The following is a 19101-nucleotide window of genomic DNA, read 5'->3' on the forward strand; positions in this document are numbered from 1 at the left end:
TGGATTACAAGCTCCGACAAAAAAGCGCAAAACTCATAGAAGTTGATCGCTTCTTCCCCAGTTCCAAAACTTGTTCTTGTTGTGGTCATATTGTGGATTCGCTGCTTCTAAATATCAGAGAATGGGATTGTCTTAACTGTAAAACTCACCACGATTGTGACAGTAACGCCGCACTCAACATAAGAAATGAAGGCATCAGAATAATACATTTTGGCGGAGGGAACCCCGTCTCTGCTGAGGGAGCCTGTTTAAGACCAGATAACCGCGACGGTGAAAGGGCATCGGGCTGAGAAATCAGAAGCTCACATTGTACCGCGGCGGTCAGTGTGAGTAGTTCACTAGCTAATATGACTTCTTTTAATATTCATTTTAATCTTATACTAGAGAATCTAATTTTTTTTGTACTGGCAACCTCCTTTCTTGGAATTGTCGGTTGGGCGTGGAGAAATGCCAAGCCTTATAGTTTACCGACACCCTTACCGGGATGGTTTAAATTTTGGTTTGGGACGGTGCAGATTTTAGGACTATTACCTCCTTTAGTTGTGATGCTAATTTGGGGAGTTTGGGGAGACTATCCCCTTGTCTTCAGTGTGTTTGCGTCCTATTTTCTGATGCTGGCTTTACAAGTTATCACTGAGTATTTGACCTTGAGAAAATTCCCCTCGGTGGTCTGGGTAATGGTGCCTTATTTATATTTACCTGCTCGAATTTATCAATTATACGAAGGTTTCACTCTATTGGGTTCTGAATCTGAATTGCTTTGGGTACGAACAGTATTAATTCTTGAAATCATCCTCTGGATTGGAAATTACGCTTTAGATTTAGCACAACTTCCTCGGCTATTTCGTTGGGAAATCTCAGAAAATCAACAAACATCTTGAGTTAAAAATCTTATGAGGATCAGTTTGAAGTCTTCTGACAACGAGGACAAAAATGAGCCGATCTCCCCGCTAATTTCAAGCGTTCGATAGGCGTTTGACAGACTCGACAGGGTTGACCCGCACGATTATAAACCCAAGCCTGTCCTGCATAATTGCCGTTAACTCCTGCAACATTAAGGAAGTTACGAACCGTTGTTCCACCCGCATCAATAGCCGTTTTTAGAACTTGAACCAGTTGGGCGTGTAGGGTTTCAATTTGTGTGGGTGTTAGTTCTGCACAACGAGTCATTGGTGGTATTCCACTGAGGAATAGAGTTTCATCAGCGTAGATATTCCCGACCCCCGCAACCAGTTTTTGATCGAGCAAAGCCGTTTTAATCGAGCGCTGACGGTGCTGAAATTGAGTGGTTAGGTATTTTATCGAAAATTCTTCTGAAAAGGGTTCTGGCCCTAATTTTTGCAAGCCTGTGACAATCTTTGAGATTTCGACATTTGGAGGAATTCCCCACATTTGACCAAAGGTGCGTTGATCAACAAAACGGAGTTCTTGTCTATTCGGAAAAAACAATCGGACTCGTGTATGTTTGCTCAGAGGTTCATCTTGACTCACCCACAACAGTTGACCTGTCATTCGTAAGTGAACCGCTAAACCGCCATCAGAGAAGGTTTGTAAATCAGAAAATTCTGGGTTTTGGGAATTGTCAGAATTGGGGTTAAGCGGTGTCGAGAATTCCGCTAATAGATATTTACCCCGTCGATACCACCCGGCGATCGCTTTTCCAGAAAATCCGGTAATAAAATCATCAATAGAAACAGGGTGAGCAAGAGTACGTTTAAGTAACACTTCCCCCCCCTGAATCGTTTGGTTACGGGACACTTGATTCAAGCCCCGTTTAACCGTTTCAACCTCGGGCAATTCTGGCACAGACTAATTTTCTGTTCCTTGGTTGGGATCACCTGCGGCACCCGGTTGACCCGCACCTTCACCCGTACGTCGGGTAGTCGGAGCAACTGGAGTTTGTTTACCGCGAGGGGCGGCTTTACCCGTACCCACTTCAACCACTTCACTTTCGGCGAAGTTATTGGTGTTGATGCCGGAGTAGTTTACTTTGTCAAAACGGACAATCACGGGATATTTAATACCGCTTTTATCCACGGAAGCGACAGTACCTACTTCTTGAAACCAGTAGGACTCTTTCCGCAAAATACGAACCTTAGAACCACGTTGAACCATTAGCTTATCTTCCTCGTTTCTAAATTGATGAATAAAGCCTTGTATTGTTCAGGGTACTACTGGATCTGCTGTCTCAGTGCAATTGAGTCTTTAAGTTTTATTGCTGATGTACTTTTACTCTACCCAATGCACTCGCACAAAATGGGCTGAACGTCCCCACAAATCCTGCTCAATCGAGGTTTCATCCACTTGTAAGTTGAAGGGAATAGCAGTGGTCAGATATCGCTGCGCCCAACTCCCCAGTTCAGGGGCAAGGTGAGTGGCAACCCCGGCCGCAACCCCTAATCCTAAAAGTTGTTCAATTGGCCCTTTAGGTAAAGCGAGGTTGATTCCCATCGCTAACCCTCCCGTCAGCATCATGCCCACAGACAGATTAGTGCCACATCGGGGATGAACAGCCAGATGCCATTCTCCGGCTGTCAGACGTTGCTGTGCTGTCTGTACCGCTTGTCTGAGTCGGCTGGTCTGAACTCGTCCGTAGAGATAAAATCCTGCGGCTGTTGACATTCCGCCCAAGCGATCTTCTTCTCCTGAAATGCCGCCATTTGCCCATTCACTCAATACCCAAACGGTGGCGTGTTCAAGTGCATGAACTTGTCGAGTGATCAAGATCTCTTTCACACCCGGAACAAAGTTGAGTTGATGCAGAAGATCTCGATCTTGGGTTGCACTCGGCGCAAACTCAAAAGGAAATGAGTCGGTTGAGGTTGAATGGGTCGTCGCAGTTGTCATCGTTTAAAGTTCTCCATCCATCATGTCAATTGACAAGCCCAAGTCCCTTAAGAAGGATTCTCGACTCGCTTACCATCTCTAAAAGTTCCGGGTAGTCGTTTACCGGCCGTATCAATTAGAGTTCCAGGGCCGTGAGGAATACCGCCGCGAAATTCACCTTCATAACGGAGTCCATTCGGGAAAGTGCAAGTGCCTTTACCGTCGAGGGCTTCATTAAAAAATTGTCCTTGACAACGGCTACCATCTTGGCGGGTAAAACTTCCCTGACCAAAGGGCTGTCCGGCGAAGAATTCTCCTTGGAAGCGATCGCCATTGGTGTAGATAAATTCTCCCCGACCATCGGGTTGACTGCTGACTTGTCCGCTACCCACCTCTCGAACAATTTGGAACTCTCCAACATAGCGATCGCCATTCGAGAAAATCACGGTTCCATTGGTAATATTGCCATCTTTAAAGACACCGACAATGCGGGCATCATCGGAAAAAATGAAGACTCCTTGACCGTTGGGCAAGCCGTTGCGAAATTCACCTTCATAGCGATCGCCATTGCCATAGACATAAATGCCTCGTCCATCGGGTCTACCATTGACAAAACTACCTTGGTAGTTGTCACCGCCTTCATAATTACACTTGACTGAACCGGTCGGCAGTTGTCCTTCACAGACGGGAGGACGTGCGCCTTGTTCTTGGGCGGTGGCGGGAATAGAAGTGAAGATCTCAACTCCCATTCCGAGACTCGCGGCGGTTAAAGTCAAAAATCCTAGCTTTTGAACTAAGCTAAACATAACTCCTAGTGCGGTTGAATTTTTTTTATAGTTTTCGACAGACAATCAAAGGGAAGTTTGACTTGAGCGGATGTTGGGGAACAGCCCTGATCAACTCACCCCAGATCCCTATATCCCCGGTGTAAAGATTGACTCTAATTTGAGTTTAAATGATTTCTACTGTAGTCACTTTTAGAAGGGATGATCAGGAGTTAAGACAGGCTTAGGAAGGCTGCATAAAATTTAACTGCTCGTCTGTTTGTTCAAATGTACCCACTTCGACAGCAACTTCGACGCCATTTTGCTCAAAAATCACAATGGGATCACTACCGACATTAAATTTCACTCGTTTAACTAATACCTGTCCATTGGCGATCCGTTGTCCGACACTCACATAACGACTGGTGGGTTCAGTGGGGGCTTTTAAAATAATTCGGGTTTCGTCACCCACTTGCATCACACCTGTGACTGAAATGGCTTTGGCAATCTCAATTGAAGGCGGAGGAGGAAGGACAGGGGCAGGTGTTGTCGGGGCAGGTGTTGTCGGTGCAGGTGTTGTCGGTGCAAGTGCTGTCGGTGGAGGTGTGGGAGGAGCATTCGGATCACGCCATCGGGGTAGGGGTTCAGTTACAGGCAACTCGGGTAAGGTCGGCACTTGAGCCACAGTCAAATTCGGAATTTGGGGAGGTTTTGGAGGGGATGGAGCTTGAGGAGGCGAGGGTTGAGCTTGTCTGCCTGGTGGTTGTCGGGGCCCTATGGGTGTTGTGCCTGGGGTCGCTTGCTGAGTTCCGGCTTGAGGTGGACGTTGAGCGACTGGGAGTTCGGGAAGGGAAGGCACTTGTCGGGGAGAAAGGTTAGGAGAAGCAGTTCCTTGACCTTGATTTCCATTTGTCGTTTGTGCTTGGGCGGCAGCAACCGTCCACTGAGGAGGGACTGCGGCAACCGGAACATCTGGAATCGTCGGGACTTCTCGGGCAGTAAGATTTAGAGACTCTGCGGCTTCTTCTGGATCTGGAGTTCGCTGAACAATCTGAGGGGTGAGTACACCAAACGGATCGCTCACAGATTGATTCGGTACTCCTGCGGGTGCTACGGCAGTAGCGTTTCCATTGGTACTCCCTTTAAGCTGAAGCAATCGTTCTTCGGGTTTGGTAGACTGAATCAAACCTGCTCTGGCAGCAGTTTCTTCTTTTTGCTGTTCGACTAAAGGTTCTTCAAATGCTCCTTTTTGGGGGTCTTCGGCGGTTTCTTGTTCGTCTGTTTGTTCGGTTCCTTCTGTTGCTGTTTCGGTTTCGGCGGGTGAGCTTTCTGCTGAGGGAGTTTCTGTTGTCGGTTCACTCCCTTGTTCTTGAGAACCACATCCACCCGTCCAAATTGTCAACAATCCTAATGCGACCACTAACCATATTTTACGCATTGCCCGTCCCTGAAACACGTTCGATAATAATTTTAAGGATAGCCAAAGTCTAACCGATTCAGCCACTTAGTCACAGTTCTCCGGGAGCTTGCATCCCGAAGCTGCTGTAACCGTTGGTCAATTTATAGCAATTTACCGAAACTTTTCTCAGATTAAATCACCAAGGGGGGGATCGGGAGTCTCGGACTGGAGAGATGCCCACAACTCAATCGGTTTGATTGGCAATGGAATTAGATTGGCATAGCTGAAAGCTCAATATTCAAGCATTGAGTCTTGAGTAGAGTTCTATTTCTCCTAACTGAAAACCATCCATGACTGCTATCCTAGCTAACGGGTAACTGATATCTGTGATCTCTTTTGTGATCAATGAGTCAGCACAAGTCTAGACGCCGATGAGTGTTGATGCAAAAACAATCGCTAAGGTTTTAGACGGTCAAATCGCGATTGATAAACGAACGCTACAACGCTACTTTTCTTGCTTGAATTTAGGAAAAACTGGCAGGGGCTAAACTCCAATCTGGCCGTAAATCTTTCGCACCCCGGAGATAAGGATGATGAACCTTCGTTTGACCGGCGGGTAAATTGACATGAACCAAAAACCGAATACACCGTTCTAAACTTCCCGGAACGTGCATCTGTTGAACATCCAGTAAGGGAACATTATCCCACTGGGGACGTTGACGAGCAATAGCAGCCGGAAACGTAGCATCAAGATCGCGAGTTGCTGTAAAGGTTGTACTGATGATCTGTTCAGGTTTAAGATGATTTCGGGTTTCGAGTTCATCTAGTAGTTCTGTCACCGCTTCCGCGATCGCTTCGATAGAATTTTCCGAAACGGTTGTTGCTCCACGTATTGCTCGTACACGCCACTCCACGAAAAGTCCTCCAGTTTTCCTCAATTGTGCATTGTTGGTTGAAATGTTCAATGAGAACGTTTCATCTGAATCAATAGCATTTGCTATTTGACTCCAGTTTACTGCAATTTTAGGGTCGATATAACCATAACGGTAGACCACTGGTAGACAGCTCAAATTCTAGCCAATTTTTAGCCGACACTAATCGGGAAGTCTCTAAATTATTATTACTTAAGACTCGACTCACCAAAGATTTTGGTTTTTCTAAAGTATCGCATTCTGTTTTATCGGGGTCAAGGTTGACCAATTCAGCCGCCCAACACCGGGCTTCTTCTTCCGTCCCTAAACGATCAATTACGCCCAAATCTAAAGCCTGTTCTCCGGTAAAGATGCGACCATCTGCAAAGCTTCTGACTGCGGTTTCTTCTAAGTTGCGAGACTCAGCAACGGTGATCACAAATTGATGATAACTGGTATCGATCAATTCTTGCAAAATTTGTTTTTCAGGATCTGTGAGTTGTCGATCAAACGCCAAAATATCTTTATAAGGGCCAGACTTGATCACCTTAAACGATACCCCAACTTTATCTAATAAACGTTCAATGTTGTTTCCGCGTATAATCACCCCAATACTTCCGGTAATGGTGCCTGGGTTCGCCATGATGTGTTGGGCGCCCATGCCAATATAAACTCCTCCAGATGCGGAAATATTACCAAAACTGGCGACAATTTTAAGTTTATCTTGTAACTTTTTCAGAGCGCTATAGATTTCTTGGGAATCTGCAACCGTTCCACCGGGACTATCTATCCGCAACAACAAAGCTGGATATTTACGGTCTTCGATGGTTTTTAGGGCTTCAAGAACCCGTTTTCGAGTGTCACTAGCGATTACACCCGTAATTTCAATGCGAGCAATTTGTTTGCGATATCGCGGTTTGAATGGCCAGATCATGTGTCATCTAGAAGGGGCTTTATCTATATAAATAGAATCTATTATCTTATCACATTTTAGTAGGATAGACAAATAAAAAGTTAGGCAGTCGGGGGAGAAACTGTTTCCTGTATAGGCAATCTGTAAAACTGTTCACTGGTCAGTGCCAACACTGTTCCCCGTTACCTAGACATCATCTCCCGAACTCGTTATGATTGTAAAGATAATTTAACCAAACAAAAACCAACTAATCTTTGTTGTTGAAAATTTAGCAAAATCTTTGGGAGAAAGCTGAATGCAGCTTAAACAGACCGATATTAAATTACCTTTTCAATCTCTATTTTTAATCGCCCCGTTTTTTCTTTGGGGAACCGCAATGGTTGCCATGAAGGGCGTTCTGCCTCAGACTACTCCTTTGTTTGTAGCAGGTGTGCGTTTAGTTCCAGCCGGTTTACTCATACTACTATTTACGACCCTACAAGGTAGACCTCAACCCAAAAGTTGGAAAGCCTGGTTGTGGATCAGTATATTCGCTTTAGTGGATGGGGCATTATTTCAAGGATTTCTCGCCGAAGGACTAGAGAGAACCGGGGCGGGGTTAGGTTCAGTGATGATCGACTCTCAACCTCTGGCTGTAGCTATTTTATCCCTGTGGCTGTTTCAAGATAAAATCGGGTTTTGGGGTTGGTTGGGTCTTGTGATTGGTGTCGGTGGAATTAGTTTAATTGGCTTACCTGATGAACTGATTTTAAACGGATTTAACCTCGAAACCGCAGGCATGGCATGGGGAGTGGATCATTTATTCCAAAGCGGTGAATGGTTAATGCTACTCGCCTCTCTGTCCATGGCTGTTGGTACCGTGTTAGTGCGTTGGGTGTGTCGCCATTGTGATCCTGTTGTCGCCACAGGTTGGCACATGATCATCGGCGGTTTACCCCTATTTGCCCTTTCTGGCGGTCTAGAGTCCGAACAATGGATACATTTAGGGGGGGCTGACTGGCTGGCTTTAGCTTACTCTACTGTATTTGGGAGTGCGATCGCCTATGCTTTGTTCTTCTATTTTGCCTCTAGCGGTTCATTAACGAGTTTAAGTTCCTTAACCTTTTTGACACCTGTGTTTGCATTGTTGTTTGGAAATCTGTTTTTAGGAGAAGTCCTTAGTCCGTTACAATCATTAGGGGTTGGTTTAACGTTGGTCAGTATTTACCTGGTCAATCAGCGCGACACCTTAGCAGAAAAGCTCAAATTCAAGCGTTCTGACGCTCAAGGGTTAAATTCCCCGAGCGAGCAACAGCTAAACTCATCGGAAGAAAAGCCGTTTGAGATCCCTGTAAAGGTGCGTCTGAGCGAACCCGAACCCAAGCTTTAATCAGGAGAAGCAACAAACCTATGAAAGTTGGTGCAAATTATCTGGGTGATGGTCGCTGTGAATTTATTGTTTGGGCGCCGTTACGACAACAAGTTTCTGTTGAGATTTTAACTCCCCAAAAACGACTTCTGTCGATGGAAAAAGATGACCAAGGCTATTGGCGTCTCACCGCTACAGAGGTTTCCCCTGGAAGTCGTTATCAGTTTCAACTCGATGGGGAGATTACAAGGCCAGATCCCGCTTCTCACTATCAACCGGATGATGTTCATAAACCTTCGGCGGTTGTTGATCATGGGGCGTTTACTTGGACAGATAGCAACTGGCAAACGATCCCGTTAGAAGATTTAATTATCTATGAACTTCATGTGGGAACATTCACCTCTGAAGGCACGTTTGAAGCCATTATTGATCGGATTCCAGACCTGTTGGAAATGGGCATCAACACCATTGAAATTATGCCTGTGGCGCAATTTCCGGGCAATCGTAACTGGGGTTACGATGGCGTTTATCCCTACGGTGTACAGGCATCCTACGGCGGCCCGGAGGGGTTAAAACGGTTGGTGGATGCTTGCCATCAACGGGGAATGATGGTGGTTCTGGATGTGGTTTACAACCACTTAGGGCCGGAAGGGAATTATACGTCGGATTTTGGCCCCTACTTTACCGGAAAATATAACACGCCTTGGGGACGGGCGATTAATTTTGATGATGCTTATAGTCCGGGTGTGCGGAATTTCTTTATTGAAAATGTACTCTATTGGCTTGGTGATTATCACATTGATGGGTTGCGTTTGGATGCGGTTCATGCGATTTATGACTTTGGTGCCAAGCATATTTTAGAGGAAATGGCCGATGAAACAAAGGCGTTATCCGAACAGCTAGGACGTCCGTTTTATTTGATCGCTGAAAGTGACCTGAATGATGTCAGAATTATTAAACCCAAAGAAGTGGGTGGATATGGGTTAGAGGGTCAATGGAGTGATGATTTTCACCACTGTGTTCATACCTTATTAACCGGAGAAAAAGCAGGATATTATTTAGATTTTGGGAAGTGTGAACTGTTAGAAAGAACGCTGAAAGAAGGGTTTGCTTATTCCTGGCATTATTCGGCAAATCGTCAGCGCTATCATGGTAACTTTGCAGGCGATCGCCCCGCGTCTCAGTTTGTGGTTTGTATTCAAAATCACGACCAAGTGGGAAACCGGATGTTAGGGGAAAGAATCAGTCAACTTTCTTCGTTTGAAGCCCTAAAATTGGGTGCTGCAACGCTGCTTTTATCACCGTTTGTTCCGATGTTATTTATGGGAGAAGAATACGGAGAAGAATCACCTTTTGCTTACTTTATTAGTCATTCTGATCCGGGCTTAGTTGAAGCGGTCAGAAAAGGACGAAAAGAGGAATTTGCAGCTTTTCATATAGAGGGAGAAACCCCCGATCCTCAAAGTCCAGAAATTTTCAAAGATTGTGTCTTAAAATGGCATTTACGAACCGAAGGAAAACATAAAGTTTTGCTTGATTTTTATCGAGAATTGATTCAACTTCGACGACAAATTCCGGCTTTGAAAAACCTGAGTTTCCAGGATCAAGAAGTCCAGAGTTGGGAAACGGAAAAAATCCTCTCTATCCGCAGATGGAGTCAAGATAGTCAAGTTCTTTGTATACTGAATTTTAACTCTGAAGCGGTGACTTCTGAGGCCATCAGTATAGAAGGAAATTGGCAGAAACGGTTAGATTCTGCGGATCAGCAATGGATGGGAAGTGGATCGAGTTTACCAGAGACTCTGAGTGCATCCCAACCGTTAACACTGGCTCCTGAAAGTTGTGTGCTTTACGAAAGAAAGTAAAGTGAATAACTTATAATTGGATAACTTTACACTCCTCTAGACTTGAAAGAAAAATATGCGGATTCCAGTTGCAACATATCGAATTCAGTTTACCCCAACTTTTGGGTTTGAGTCAGCCCTAAAAGTTGTTTCCTATATCCATGAACTCGGGATATCTGATTTATATGCGTCTCCGATTTTTGAAGCCAGAGAAGGAAGTACCCACGGCTATGATGTGGTTGATCCTAATCAATTAAATCCTCAGTTGGGAACTCCAGAAACCTTTGATCAGTTAATTGAAGAATTACAAGATCGAGGGATGGGTTGGGTGCAAGATATTGTCCCGAATCACATGGCTTATGATAGTCAAAATAAGCTGTTGATGGATATTCTCGAATATGGCCCAGATTCAGAATATTTTGAATTTTTTGAGATTGACTGGCAACATCCTTATAAAGACATCCGGGGTCGAGTTTTAACGCCTTTATTGGGAGATTTTTATGGAAAGTGTTTGGAAAATGGAGAACTCAAACTTTCTTATGATGAAGAAGGGTTAAGTATTAATTATTATAACTTAAAAGTTCCACTGAATATTGAATCCTACGCTCAGTTTATTAGTCACGAATTAGGAGAACTCTCGAAAAAACTTGGCAGCCGTAACCCAGACGTGGTGAAATTGTTGGGGGTTTTGTATATGCTCAAAAATATTCCCACAGAAACCTCCAATCAACAGCGTCGAGATCAAGCGTTGTTTGTCAAGGGTTTATTGTGGGAACTGTATCGAGATAATCCTGAAATCACCGTATTTATTGATCAAAACGTTGAATATTTCAATGGAAAAGTAGGTGATCCTGAAAGTTTTAATTTACTGGATAATTTATTATTAAATCAGTTTTATCGGCTTTCTTTTTGGAAGGTGGGCGCGGAAGAACTAAACTATCGTCGCTTTTTTACGATTAATGAGTTAATTTGTGTGCGGGTCGAAGACGCTAAAGTGTTCCAGAAAACCCATGATATGATTGAAAAACGGGTAGAATCTGGTCAATTTACGGGACTCCGAATTGATCATATTGATGGACTTTATAACCCCGTTCAATATCTGCGATGGCTGCGAGATAAAGTTGGAGATATTTATATTACCGTTGAAAAAATCTTAGAACTGGATGAAAAATTACCTTCAAAATGGTTAGTTCAAGGAACATCGGGTTATGAATATTTGAACTATGTCAATGGACTATTTTGTGATACGTCTAAAGAGTCACGTTTTAGTCAGATTTACCGAGATGTTACGGGGTCAACGACACCTTACAACCAGCTTATTGTTGATAATAAACGGTTAATTGCTGATAAAAACTTAGCGGGAGATGCAGATAACCTCGCTCATTTACTCAAGCGAATTTCAGGAGAATATCGTTATGGTCGTGATTTTACCTTGCTCGGTTTAAAAACGGCAATTATGGAAGTTTTGGTTCGTTTTCCCGTTTACCGAACTTATATTACCGAAGAAGGGGTCAGTGAAGAAGATCGTAAATATGTAAAAAAAGCGATTCAAGAAGCGAAAGGAAAAATTCCCGAACTGTTGAATGAGTTGAATTTAATTGAGAAGTTCTTATTGCTCGATTATGATGACTTTCTCAGTGAAGATAACAAACAGTTATGGTTACGGTTTGTGATGAAATTTCAACAATTCTCTAGTCCGTTAACCGCGAAGGGAATTGAAGATACACTGTTTTATGTCTATTTCCGTTTCTTATCTTTAAATGAGGTGGGAGGTTCACCGCAACATTTTGGAATTCAACCTGCTACATTTCATGAGTTTAATAAACAACGACTGCAAAATTGGCCTCATGCCATGAGTGCATCTTCAACTCACGATACTAAACGCAGCGAAGATATCCGAGCAAGATTGAATGTTATTTCAGAAATTCCCGATGAGTGGGAAACTCAAGTCCGAAATTGGATGGAACTCAACCGTTCTAAGAAGACAGAAAGTGACGGAATATTGATTCCTGATAATAACGATGAATACTTCCTCTATCAAACGATCATTGGGGCTTTTCCCTGGTATGAAGAAGAATATCCGCAGTTTGTTGAACGGGTAAAAGATTATGTGGTGAAAGCCGTACGGGAAGCCAAAGTTCACACCGCTTGGTTACGTCCCGATACGGTTTATGAAGAAGGATTTATTTCCTTTGTTGAACAAGTGCTAGACCCCTCCGACGATAACAGTTTTTTATTTGAATTTCGAGCTTTTCAAGAAAAGATTGCTTTCTATGGAATGTTTAATTCTTTGTCTCAAACCTTTTTAAAAATGTCAACTCCAGGGATACCTGATTTTTATCAAGGTACAGAACTTTGGGATTTAAGTTTAGTTGATCCCGATAATCGTCGTCCGGTTGATTTTGAACAACGGCTGTCTTTTTTACAAGAAATTAAACGTCGTTGCAAAACGGGGATGATGAGTTTACTCGAAGACTTGATCGCGACTTGTGAAGATGGACGCTTGAAGTTATTTTGTATCGCCCGAGTTTTGGAAGTTCGTCAGCAATTTGTGGAATTGTTTCAGTATGGAAATTATGTTCCTCTGAAAGTGATGGGTAAACATCAAGATCGAATTATTGCATTTGCTCGGATTTACGAACAAGAGACAGCAATTATTGTCATTCCTCGCTTTCTAACAGGCGTTGTTCAAGCGGGAGTGTTTCCGACTGGGGAGGATGTTTGGGGAGATACGATGATTGAAATTCCCAACGGTTCTGAATCAGATTGGCATGAAGCAATTACTGATTTTCAAATTCCTGCTGCGAATATGATCCGAATTGGTACGATTTTACAACATTTTCCTCTGGGTTTGTTGGTGAAGTTTGATCCCGAATTAACAAGCGAATAAATCTTTGAATCGGGAATTACAAACAGTTGGGGCGGGTTCTACATCAATGTATATTTTTCACAAATAACATTTACAAACCCGTCTTAATCAAATATCAAGAAATAATAGAAAATAGTTTTTGTTGGTTTCAATCCCTCATAGGGATTCTTGTTAATTGCAATCTGTGTAAATTTCAAGTTCGTTTTCGTAATTGGTTTCAATCCCTCATAGGGATTATTGTTAATTGCAACCGGACATTCACCAATATAAGAATCTTTGGTAATTCGTTTCAATCCCTCATAGGGATTTTTGTTAATTGCAATAATTTTAAGATTTCAGCTTCAGAGTATCCATAGTGGTTTCAATCCCTCATAGGGATTTTTGTTAATTGCAATGACTGAAACAGATGTTTCCGAAGTTGGTGCAAAAATGGCGTTTCAATCCCTCATAGGGATTTTTGTTAATTGCAATTATTTAGATGATAAAGGTGGCTATGGTTATTTGGGTTTCAATCCCTCATAGGGATTTTTGTTAATTGCAATTTGAGTTTTTAGAAGATTTAATGGCTTGCCTGCTGTTTCAATCCCTCATAGGGATTTTTGTTAATTGCAATCAATATCGTAAGTTGTTTTCTGTTGATAGTCCCGTTTCAATCCCTCATAGGGATTTTTGTTAATTGCAATTCAGAAACACCTTCCTCTATTTCTTCGGGGTATTCGTTTCAATCCCTCATAGGGATTTTTGTTAATTGCAATGTTCAGAGGAGATGGTTGAATACCTGAAGAAAGTGTTTCAATCCCTCATAGGGATTTTTGTTAATTGCAATTTGTTGTACTCTCTATCCCCTTTTGCCTGTGCTTCCGTTTCAATCCCTCATAGGGATTTTTGTTAATTGCAATCAGGTGCCACCGGGGCAAAAGGAGATAAAGGCGCGTTTCAATCCCTCATAGGGATTTTTGTTAATTGCAATACTTACTTGCCTTGGAGTTTCAAACTCATTTATTTTGTTTCAATCCCTCATAGGGATTATTGTTAATTGCAACCGGATTAGTTTATCCATACGAACAATATTCGGACGTTTCAATCCCTCATAGGGATTATTGTTAATTGCAACAGCTCAACAATTGGGGTTGCAACTCAGCGATTCTCGTTTCAATCCCTCATAGGGATTCTTGTTAATTGCAACTAGCTGTGGCGTTGTGTGTGGTTAATATTCAACTCGTTTCAATCCCTCATAGGGATTCTTGTTAATTGCAACTTTAAAAAGAGGGGGAATGTTCCCCCAGTATGATGAGTTTCAATCCCTCATAGGGATTCTTGTTAAACTTTACTATCTTGATCCCCGCTTAAACTTATTGTACTAGTTTCAATCCCTCATAGGGATTCTTGTTAATTGCAACAAGAATTCGCGGAACAGGAAAAAAGGGAGGAATCTAGTTTCAATCCCTCATAGGGATTCTTGTTAATTGCAACAAGACCTTCGAGGAAGACTGGCTTGAATATTGTAGTTTCAATCCCTCATAGGGATTCTTGTTAATTGCAACTTGCAACTTGCGATCGCAATTATCAGTTACTTTCCCCTAGGTTTCAATCCCTCATAGGGATTCTTGTTAATTGCAACTGCAATTTCTTGAAGTGGAATAAATCTACTCAAGGTTTCAATCCCTCATAGGGATTCTTGTTAATTGCAACCATGTCGTTCCCGGTGGCTGGCGACTGTTCAGCCTCTAAAGTTTCAATCCCTCATAGGGATTCTTGTTAATTGCAACGGATGCAGGCGAAGATGTTCTTGCGATCACTTCGGCGTTTCAATCCCTCATAGGGATTCTTGTTAATTGCAACCGGCGTGTGTCACCAAAAGATAAATCCTCAGCGTTCCGGTTGTTTCAATCCCTCGTAGGGATTCTTGTTAATTGCAATTAAGCAAGGCTAGACGATAATCAAGCTCATCAACGTTTCAATCCCTCGTAGGGATTCTTGTTAATTGCAATGGGTAGCCGTCAACTGCAAGAGCATTGATGCCAAGTTTCAATCCCTCGTAGGGATTCTTGTTAATTGCAATTCATTTATGGCAAACCGCCCAACTGCTATTAATCACTACAGCAGGTTTCAATCCCTCGTAGGGATTCTTGTTAATTGCAATATTTTGTATGGTTCTGGAATCCCATTTAAAGAGTCGTTTCAATCCCTCGTAGGGATTCTTGTTAATTGCAATTTGAGGGGGGTTGCGGACAACGTTGTTTATGAGGGTTTCAATCCCTCATAGGGATTATTGTTAATTGCAATATTCGAGATCGCGGTGAGGCAATAAGTCAAATCGCCAAGTTTCAATCCCTCATAGGGATTATTGTTAATTGCAATGTTTATTCCAGAACTCTGGAATTTAGTCATCAAATCTGTTTCAATCCCTCATAGGGATTATTGTTAATTGCAATCGTCCGCCTATTACTCAGAGAGGGTTGAATGCAGCGTTTCAATCCCTCATAGGGATTATTGTTAATTGCAATTATCCAGCCTCGATTAGCTGATTAACCGCTTCAATTTTATCTGGAGAGTTTCAATCCCTCATAGGGATTATTGTTAATTGCAATTTGTGTTTCCTCTTTGGCATAGTCACTCATGCTAGTTTCAATCCCTCATAGGGATTATTGTTAATTGCAATAGGCGGATGGGTCATCCCTAAACCTCTAAAATGGGATGTTTCAATCCCTCATAGGGATTATTGTTAATTGCAATCAGAAAATTTTTATCCAAGCATAGAACTTTACAAGTTTCAATCCCTCATAGGGATTATTGTTAATTGCAACTGGAAAGTATTCAATAATTCTTAGTGAAAACTTAGTTTTTGCTTTGTTTCAATCCCTCATAGGGATTCTTGTTAATTGCAACAGGCTTTTTCTATCTGATTAAAGAAGTTTGCGGTTTCAATCCCTCATAGGGATTCTTGTTAATTGCAACTACGGCTTTACAGTTTGAAAACCCAGGTGATTCTTGGGGGTTTCAATCCCTCATAGGGATTCTTGTTAATTGCAACTTTAACAAACTCATCATTGGATTTGGAGAGCAGTCAACGGTTTCAATCCCTCATAGGGATTCTTGTTAATTGCAACTATTTCGGAGTTCCAAAGGATGTGGGCCTGTAAAACCTTGTTTCAATCCCTCATAGGGATTCTTGTTAATTGCAACGAAACCATAATATCGGGCGTTGGTATAGTTCCAGTTTCAATCCCTCATAGGGATTCTTGTTAATTGCAACAATGGAGGACAGGGGGACAGTTTATAAGTATCCCACGTTTCAATCCCTCATAGGGATTCTTGTTAATTGCAACAGTTTGCACTCCAGCAACCGCAGAGTCAACTCCAGTTTCAATCCCTCATAGGGATTCTTGTTAATTGCAACGATTCGGATTGGGAACAACCATTTACGCCAAAGCAAATGTTTCAATCCCTCATAGGGATTCTTGTTAATTGCAACTTTTACTCTAGTAGTAGAGTAATTTTCCTTGAAATAATGTTTCAATCCCTCATAGGGATTCTTGTTAATTGCAACGATATTTTAATTAATGGAAGGTAAGGATTAAAAGTCTGTGTTTCAATCCCTCATAGGGATTCTTGTTAATTGCAACCGATAGCCATTTTAATTTCAGGTAGATTAGCCATGTTTCAATCCCTCATAGGGATTCTTGTTAATTGCAACAATAGAATCATAAAGATTAATCAAAGTATTTGCAAAGTTTCAATCCCTCATAGGGATTCTTGTTAATTGCAACACGCACAAGGAAGTTCATACGGCTCCCTCCTACTCTGGTTTCAATCCCTCATAGGGATTCTTGTTAATTGCAACTGGTATCACTAGGAATCTTTTGTAATGGATTCTTTGTTTCAATCCCTCATAGGGATTCTTGTTAATTGCAACAATCGCTTCGCAGTGTACTGAATCTGAATCAATCGGTTTCAATCCCTCATAGGGATTCTTGTTAATTGCAACAAAGCATTTGTTTCCGAATGGTGTCCCCCTGCAAGTTTCAATCCCTCATAGGGATTCTTGTTAATTGCAACCATCAGTTGCAGAAACGCTGTTACAGATGGATGCGTTTCAATCCCTCATAGGGATTCTTGTTAATTGCAACTACCATGTCGCAATTTGCACCGCCTAAAATTTCTAGAGCCGTTTCAATCCCTCATAGGGATTCTTGTTAATTGCAACTGCGGCATCTTGAAACTCTTACTATATTCAGTTTTCGAGGTACAGTTGCGCCGGGTGCGACTAAAACTATAATACCGGATTTCCTCAGATCTGTCAAAAACGCTGAAACCCTTACACAGTGGGATGCGCCTACCTCTACACCAAAGCAACGACTGCAAACCCAGACAGCATAACTCCTCCAGCCATTGACAGCGATCGCGAAATTTTGAGACCCACCCTCGGGCGCAAAAAGAGGATGAAATCATTTATTTTCCCCATTAATATACATCTGGGCTTGATTCCAGACAGCTTCCCCCACTTTTCGCCCCAATATTCGTCCGTTTAAGTCAGCATCGCGAAAATGAATTCCCCCATACAACCGAGAGATTCCGGCTTCATCAGCAGCATCGGAAAAAGTTAGCCAGGATAGAGTGATCTCTTGAGAGGGGGTAATACCGGGTTCAAAATGGGAACTCCCGACGGGGGCGGTATAAGAAGCCCCAAAGTCATCGCTTCCGGTATAGCGTTTCAAGACTTCGGCGGCGGCGGCGCTGTAACTGCTGTGTCCTGAAACATATTCAGGAAAAGGGGGTGTCGGATCGTCAAGGCGTTGGTAGGGATGCCACTGGCTACCGTCGAGGGTTTGTGTGCCTTTGCCGGGGCCTGCCCAAGCTTGAATTTGTTGACCGTTAAACAGGCTACGAATAGCCGATACTGGGCGAATATAATCATAATACCGTTTGGATTCCCAGGCGGCAATTCCGGCATCAAAAACGGCATTTCCCAGCATAAAAAACAGTTTTACATCTTCATCGAGACTGTGATCATCCCGTTGAGAAATATATTGTCCAAATGCCATCCATTTACCGGGTGGAAAAGAGGTTCCTGGCCCATCTTCCCAATATTCGGCGATGATTTTATGTTTGTCGGAGAGGTTGGCGTTGTAGTCTAAAACTTCTTTGACTCGTTGATGATAAGTCGGTGTGGCAAACTCAGGTGGGGCGGGGGGTCGAAATTGGGAACCCGAGGTTAAACCGAAGGGGATAATGTTTCCCCAGTGAGGTGTTAGGAACCTTTGGAGGCGACTTTGGGGAGTGTCGAGGGGAACTCGTAGGGGTTGCCAACGGTTGGGGTTGTTGAGGATATCAGGCGAGTTAACGGGTTGATAGTTTGTGGGGTCTGTGTAGTTGTTGAGTTGGTTTGATCCGTCGTTATGACGAAAACGGAGTAAGGCTTTGGCTGCTGCTTGTCCAATTCCACTCGGGGTTTGGGGGTTAGCGATTGACGCAGTAGCGTCAGTGGCGAAGCCAATCGCGATTTTGGGATCATAACCGAGTTGCTGCATCACCTCCTCAAAAATTTGAGTTTGAGTTGGAAATAAGTCGATCAGGGTATGATAAGCGGCGTAACTAATTGCTTCACTTTTGTTGGAGAGGGTGTTTTCATCTACGGGACGCTGTAGACGGTCTTCGAGTTGGGTACCGATAGCAACTGGATCATAACTCGCCCAAGCATCAAAGATGGCGGTATGTACCATTGCATAGGCGCGTGAGGCGATAGTTGGGCCTGGGGAGGTGTTGCGGATGGCTTGTTGGGCGGCTTCATCCCAGAGAATGACGGTTTGAGTCGTGCGATCGCGGTGATCGGGTTTTTTTTGATTAATTAAGGGTTGGAGTCTACTAACTATTTTTTCGGAATTGAAAGAATTTAGGGAATATCTCTCGGAGTGATTGTAGCGAACAAAACGTTCATTTTCTTTTGCTAGTCTTGGGTTTCCGATGATTTGACTGGAGTTGCAGGTCAGATCAAGTTTGGGGGGAAATTTACTCACCTCTATGGGTTCGCTAACCTCTGGAGATCGACTCTGATCGACTCGTTTACTCGGATAGAAACGAGGGTGACAGCCGACAAACTGACTCCAAGATTGGTTGTGATCGAGTCTGCCGTTAGATGAATCCTTTTCTACTGCAATGATCACTTCTGAGTATTGGTTCAGGAAGAAACTCTCATCAAACAGGTTTAGGAGTTCCAACATAAAATT

Annotated in this window: 13 protein-coding genes and 1 CRISPR repeat array; of the genes, 5 read left to right on the forward strand and 8 right to left on the reverse strand. The window is 42.9% G+C overall.

From position 1 onward, the window contains the following. Both M595_RS01840 and M595_RS01845 read left to right on the forward strand, forming a co-directional pair. On the forward strand, nt 1–290 hold a 290-nt coding region (locus M595_RS01840; protein WP_040483443.1), incomplete at its 5' end, for a zinc ribbon domain-containing protein. Between the two features lie 57 nt (nt 291–347). Next, complete coding sequence (locus tag M595_RS01845) at nt 348–881, forward strand: hypothetical protein (protein WP_023064282.1); 534 nt, start codon at nt 348–350, stop codon at nt 879–881. A 19-nt stretch (nt 882–900) separates the two neighbouring features. On the opposite strand, the gene M595_RS01850 is transcribed toward M595_RS01845, so the two are convergent. From M595_RS01850 to sppA, 7 genes are all read right to left on the reverse strand, one after another. After that, a complete protein-coding gene (locus tag M595_RS01850; protein WP_023064313.1) occupies nt 901–1806 on the reverse strand; it encodes a DNA-formamidopyrimidine glycosylase in 906 nt (301 codons plus the stop codon). Between the two features lie 3 nt (nt 1807–1809). After that, on the reverse strand, nt 1810–2115 hold the full coding sequence (locus tag M595_RS01855; RefSeq protein WP_040483444.1) for a photosystem I reaction center subunit IV: 306 nt from the start codon (nt 2113–2115) through the stop codon (nt 1810–1812). A gap of 114 nt (nt 2116–2229) precedes the next feature. After that, nucleotides 2230–2847, reverse strand: coding sequence for a DUF6391 domain-containing protein (locus M595_RS01860; protein ID WP_023064336.1), 618 nt, complete (start codon nt 2845–2847; stop codon nt 2230–2232). Nucleotides 2848–2894: 47 nt separating this feature from the next. Next, on the reverse strand, nt 2895–3575 hold the full coding sequence (locus M595_RS01865; protein ID WP_375339227.1) for an MORN repeat-containing protein: 681 nt from the start codon (nt 3573–3575) through the stop codon (nt 2895–2897). A gap of 259 nt (nt 3576–3834) precedes the next feature. Then, complete coding sequence (locus M595_RS01870; protein ID WP_152983522.1) at nt 3835–5094, reverse strand: hypothetical protein; 1260 nt, start codon at nt 5092–5094, stop codon at nt 3835–3837. Nucleotides 5095–5513: 419 nt separating this feature from the next. Beyond that, nucleotides 5514–5903 carry a chorismate mutase gene (gene aroH / locus M595_RS01875; RefSeq protein WP_023064397.1) on the reverse strand — a complete coding sequence of 130 codons (390 nt, stop codon included), beginning with the start codon at nt 5901–5903 and terminating at the stop codon, nt 5514–5516. Between the two features lie 109 nt (nt 5904–6012). Continuing rightward, nucleotides 6013–6834, reverse strand: a complete 822-nt coding sequence (gene sppA, locus M595_RS01880) for a signal peptide peptidase SppA (RefSeq protein WP_023064305.1) — start codon at nt 6832–6834, stop codon at nt 6013–6015. A 274-nt stretch (nt 6835–7108) separates the two neighbouring features. On the opposite strand from sppA, the gene M595_RS01885 reads away from it, so the two are divergent. Genes M595_RS01885 through treY form a run of 3 tightly spaced genes read left to right on the forward strand, consistent with a single transcriptional unit; the run spans nt 7109 to nt 12895 of the window. Then, the gene (locus M595_RS01885) at nt 7109–8182 is read left to right on the forward strand and encodes a DMT family transporter (RefSeq protein WP_023064375.1); all 1074 of its coding nucleotides are present in this window, start codon (nt 7109–7111) and stop codon (nt 8180–8182) included. A gap of 20 nt (nt 8183–8202) precedes the next feature. Next, nucleotides 8203–10026: a malto-oligosyltrehalose trehalohydrolase gene (treZ, locus tag M595_RS01890; protein ID WP_023064382.1), complete on the forward strand. Its 1824-nt coding sequence runs from the start codon at nt 8203–8205 to the stop codon at nt 10024–10026. Nucleotides 10027–10081: 55 nt separating this feature from the next. Further along, nucleotides 10082–12895, forward strand: a complete 2814-nt coding sequence (gene treY / locus M595_RS01895; RefSeq protein WP_023064394.1) for a malto-oligosyltrehalose synthase — start codon at nt 10082–10084, stop codon at nt 12893–12895. A 124-nt stretch (nt 12896–13019) separates the two neighbouring features. Beyond that, nucleotides 13020–17081: direct repeats of the CRISPR family, unit length 37 nt; unit sequence GTTTCAATCCCTCATAGGGATTCTTGTTAATTGCAAC. Nucleotides 17082–17322: 241 nt separating this feature from the next. Here treY and M595_RS01900 read toward each other — a convergent pair. Then, on the reverse strand, nt 17323–19095 hold the full coding sequence (locus tag M595_RS01900) for a vanadium-dependent haloperoxidase (protein ID WP_040483445.1): 1773 nt from the start codon (nt 19093–19095) through the stop codon (nt 17323–17325). Nucleotides 19096–19101 lie beyond the last annotated feature (6 nt).

This window comes from Lyngbya aestuarii BL J, assembly GCF_000478195.2.
Taxonomy (GTDB): Bacteria; Cyanobacteriota; Cyanobacteriia; order Cyanobacteriales; family Microcoleaceae; genus Capilliphycus; species Capilliphycus aestuarii.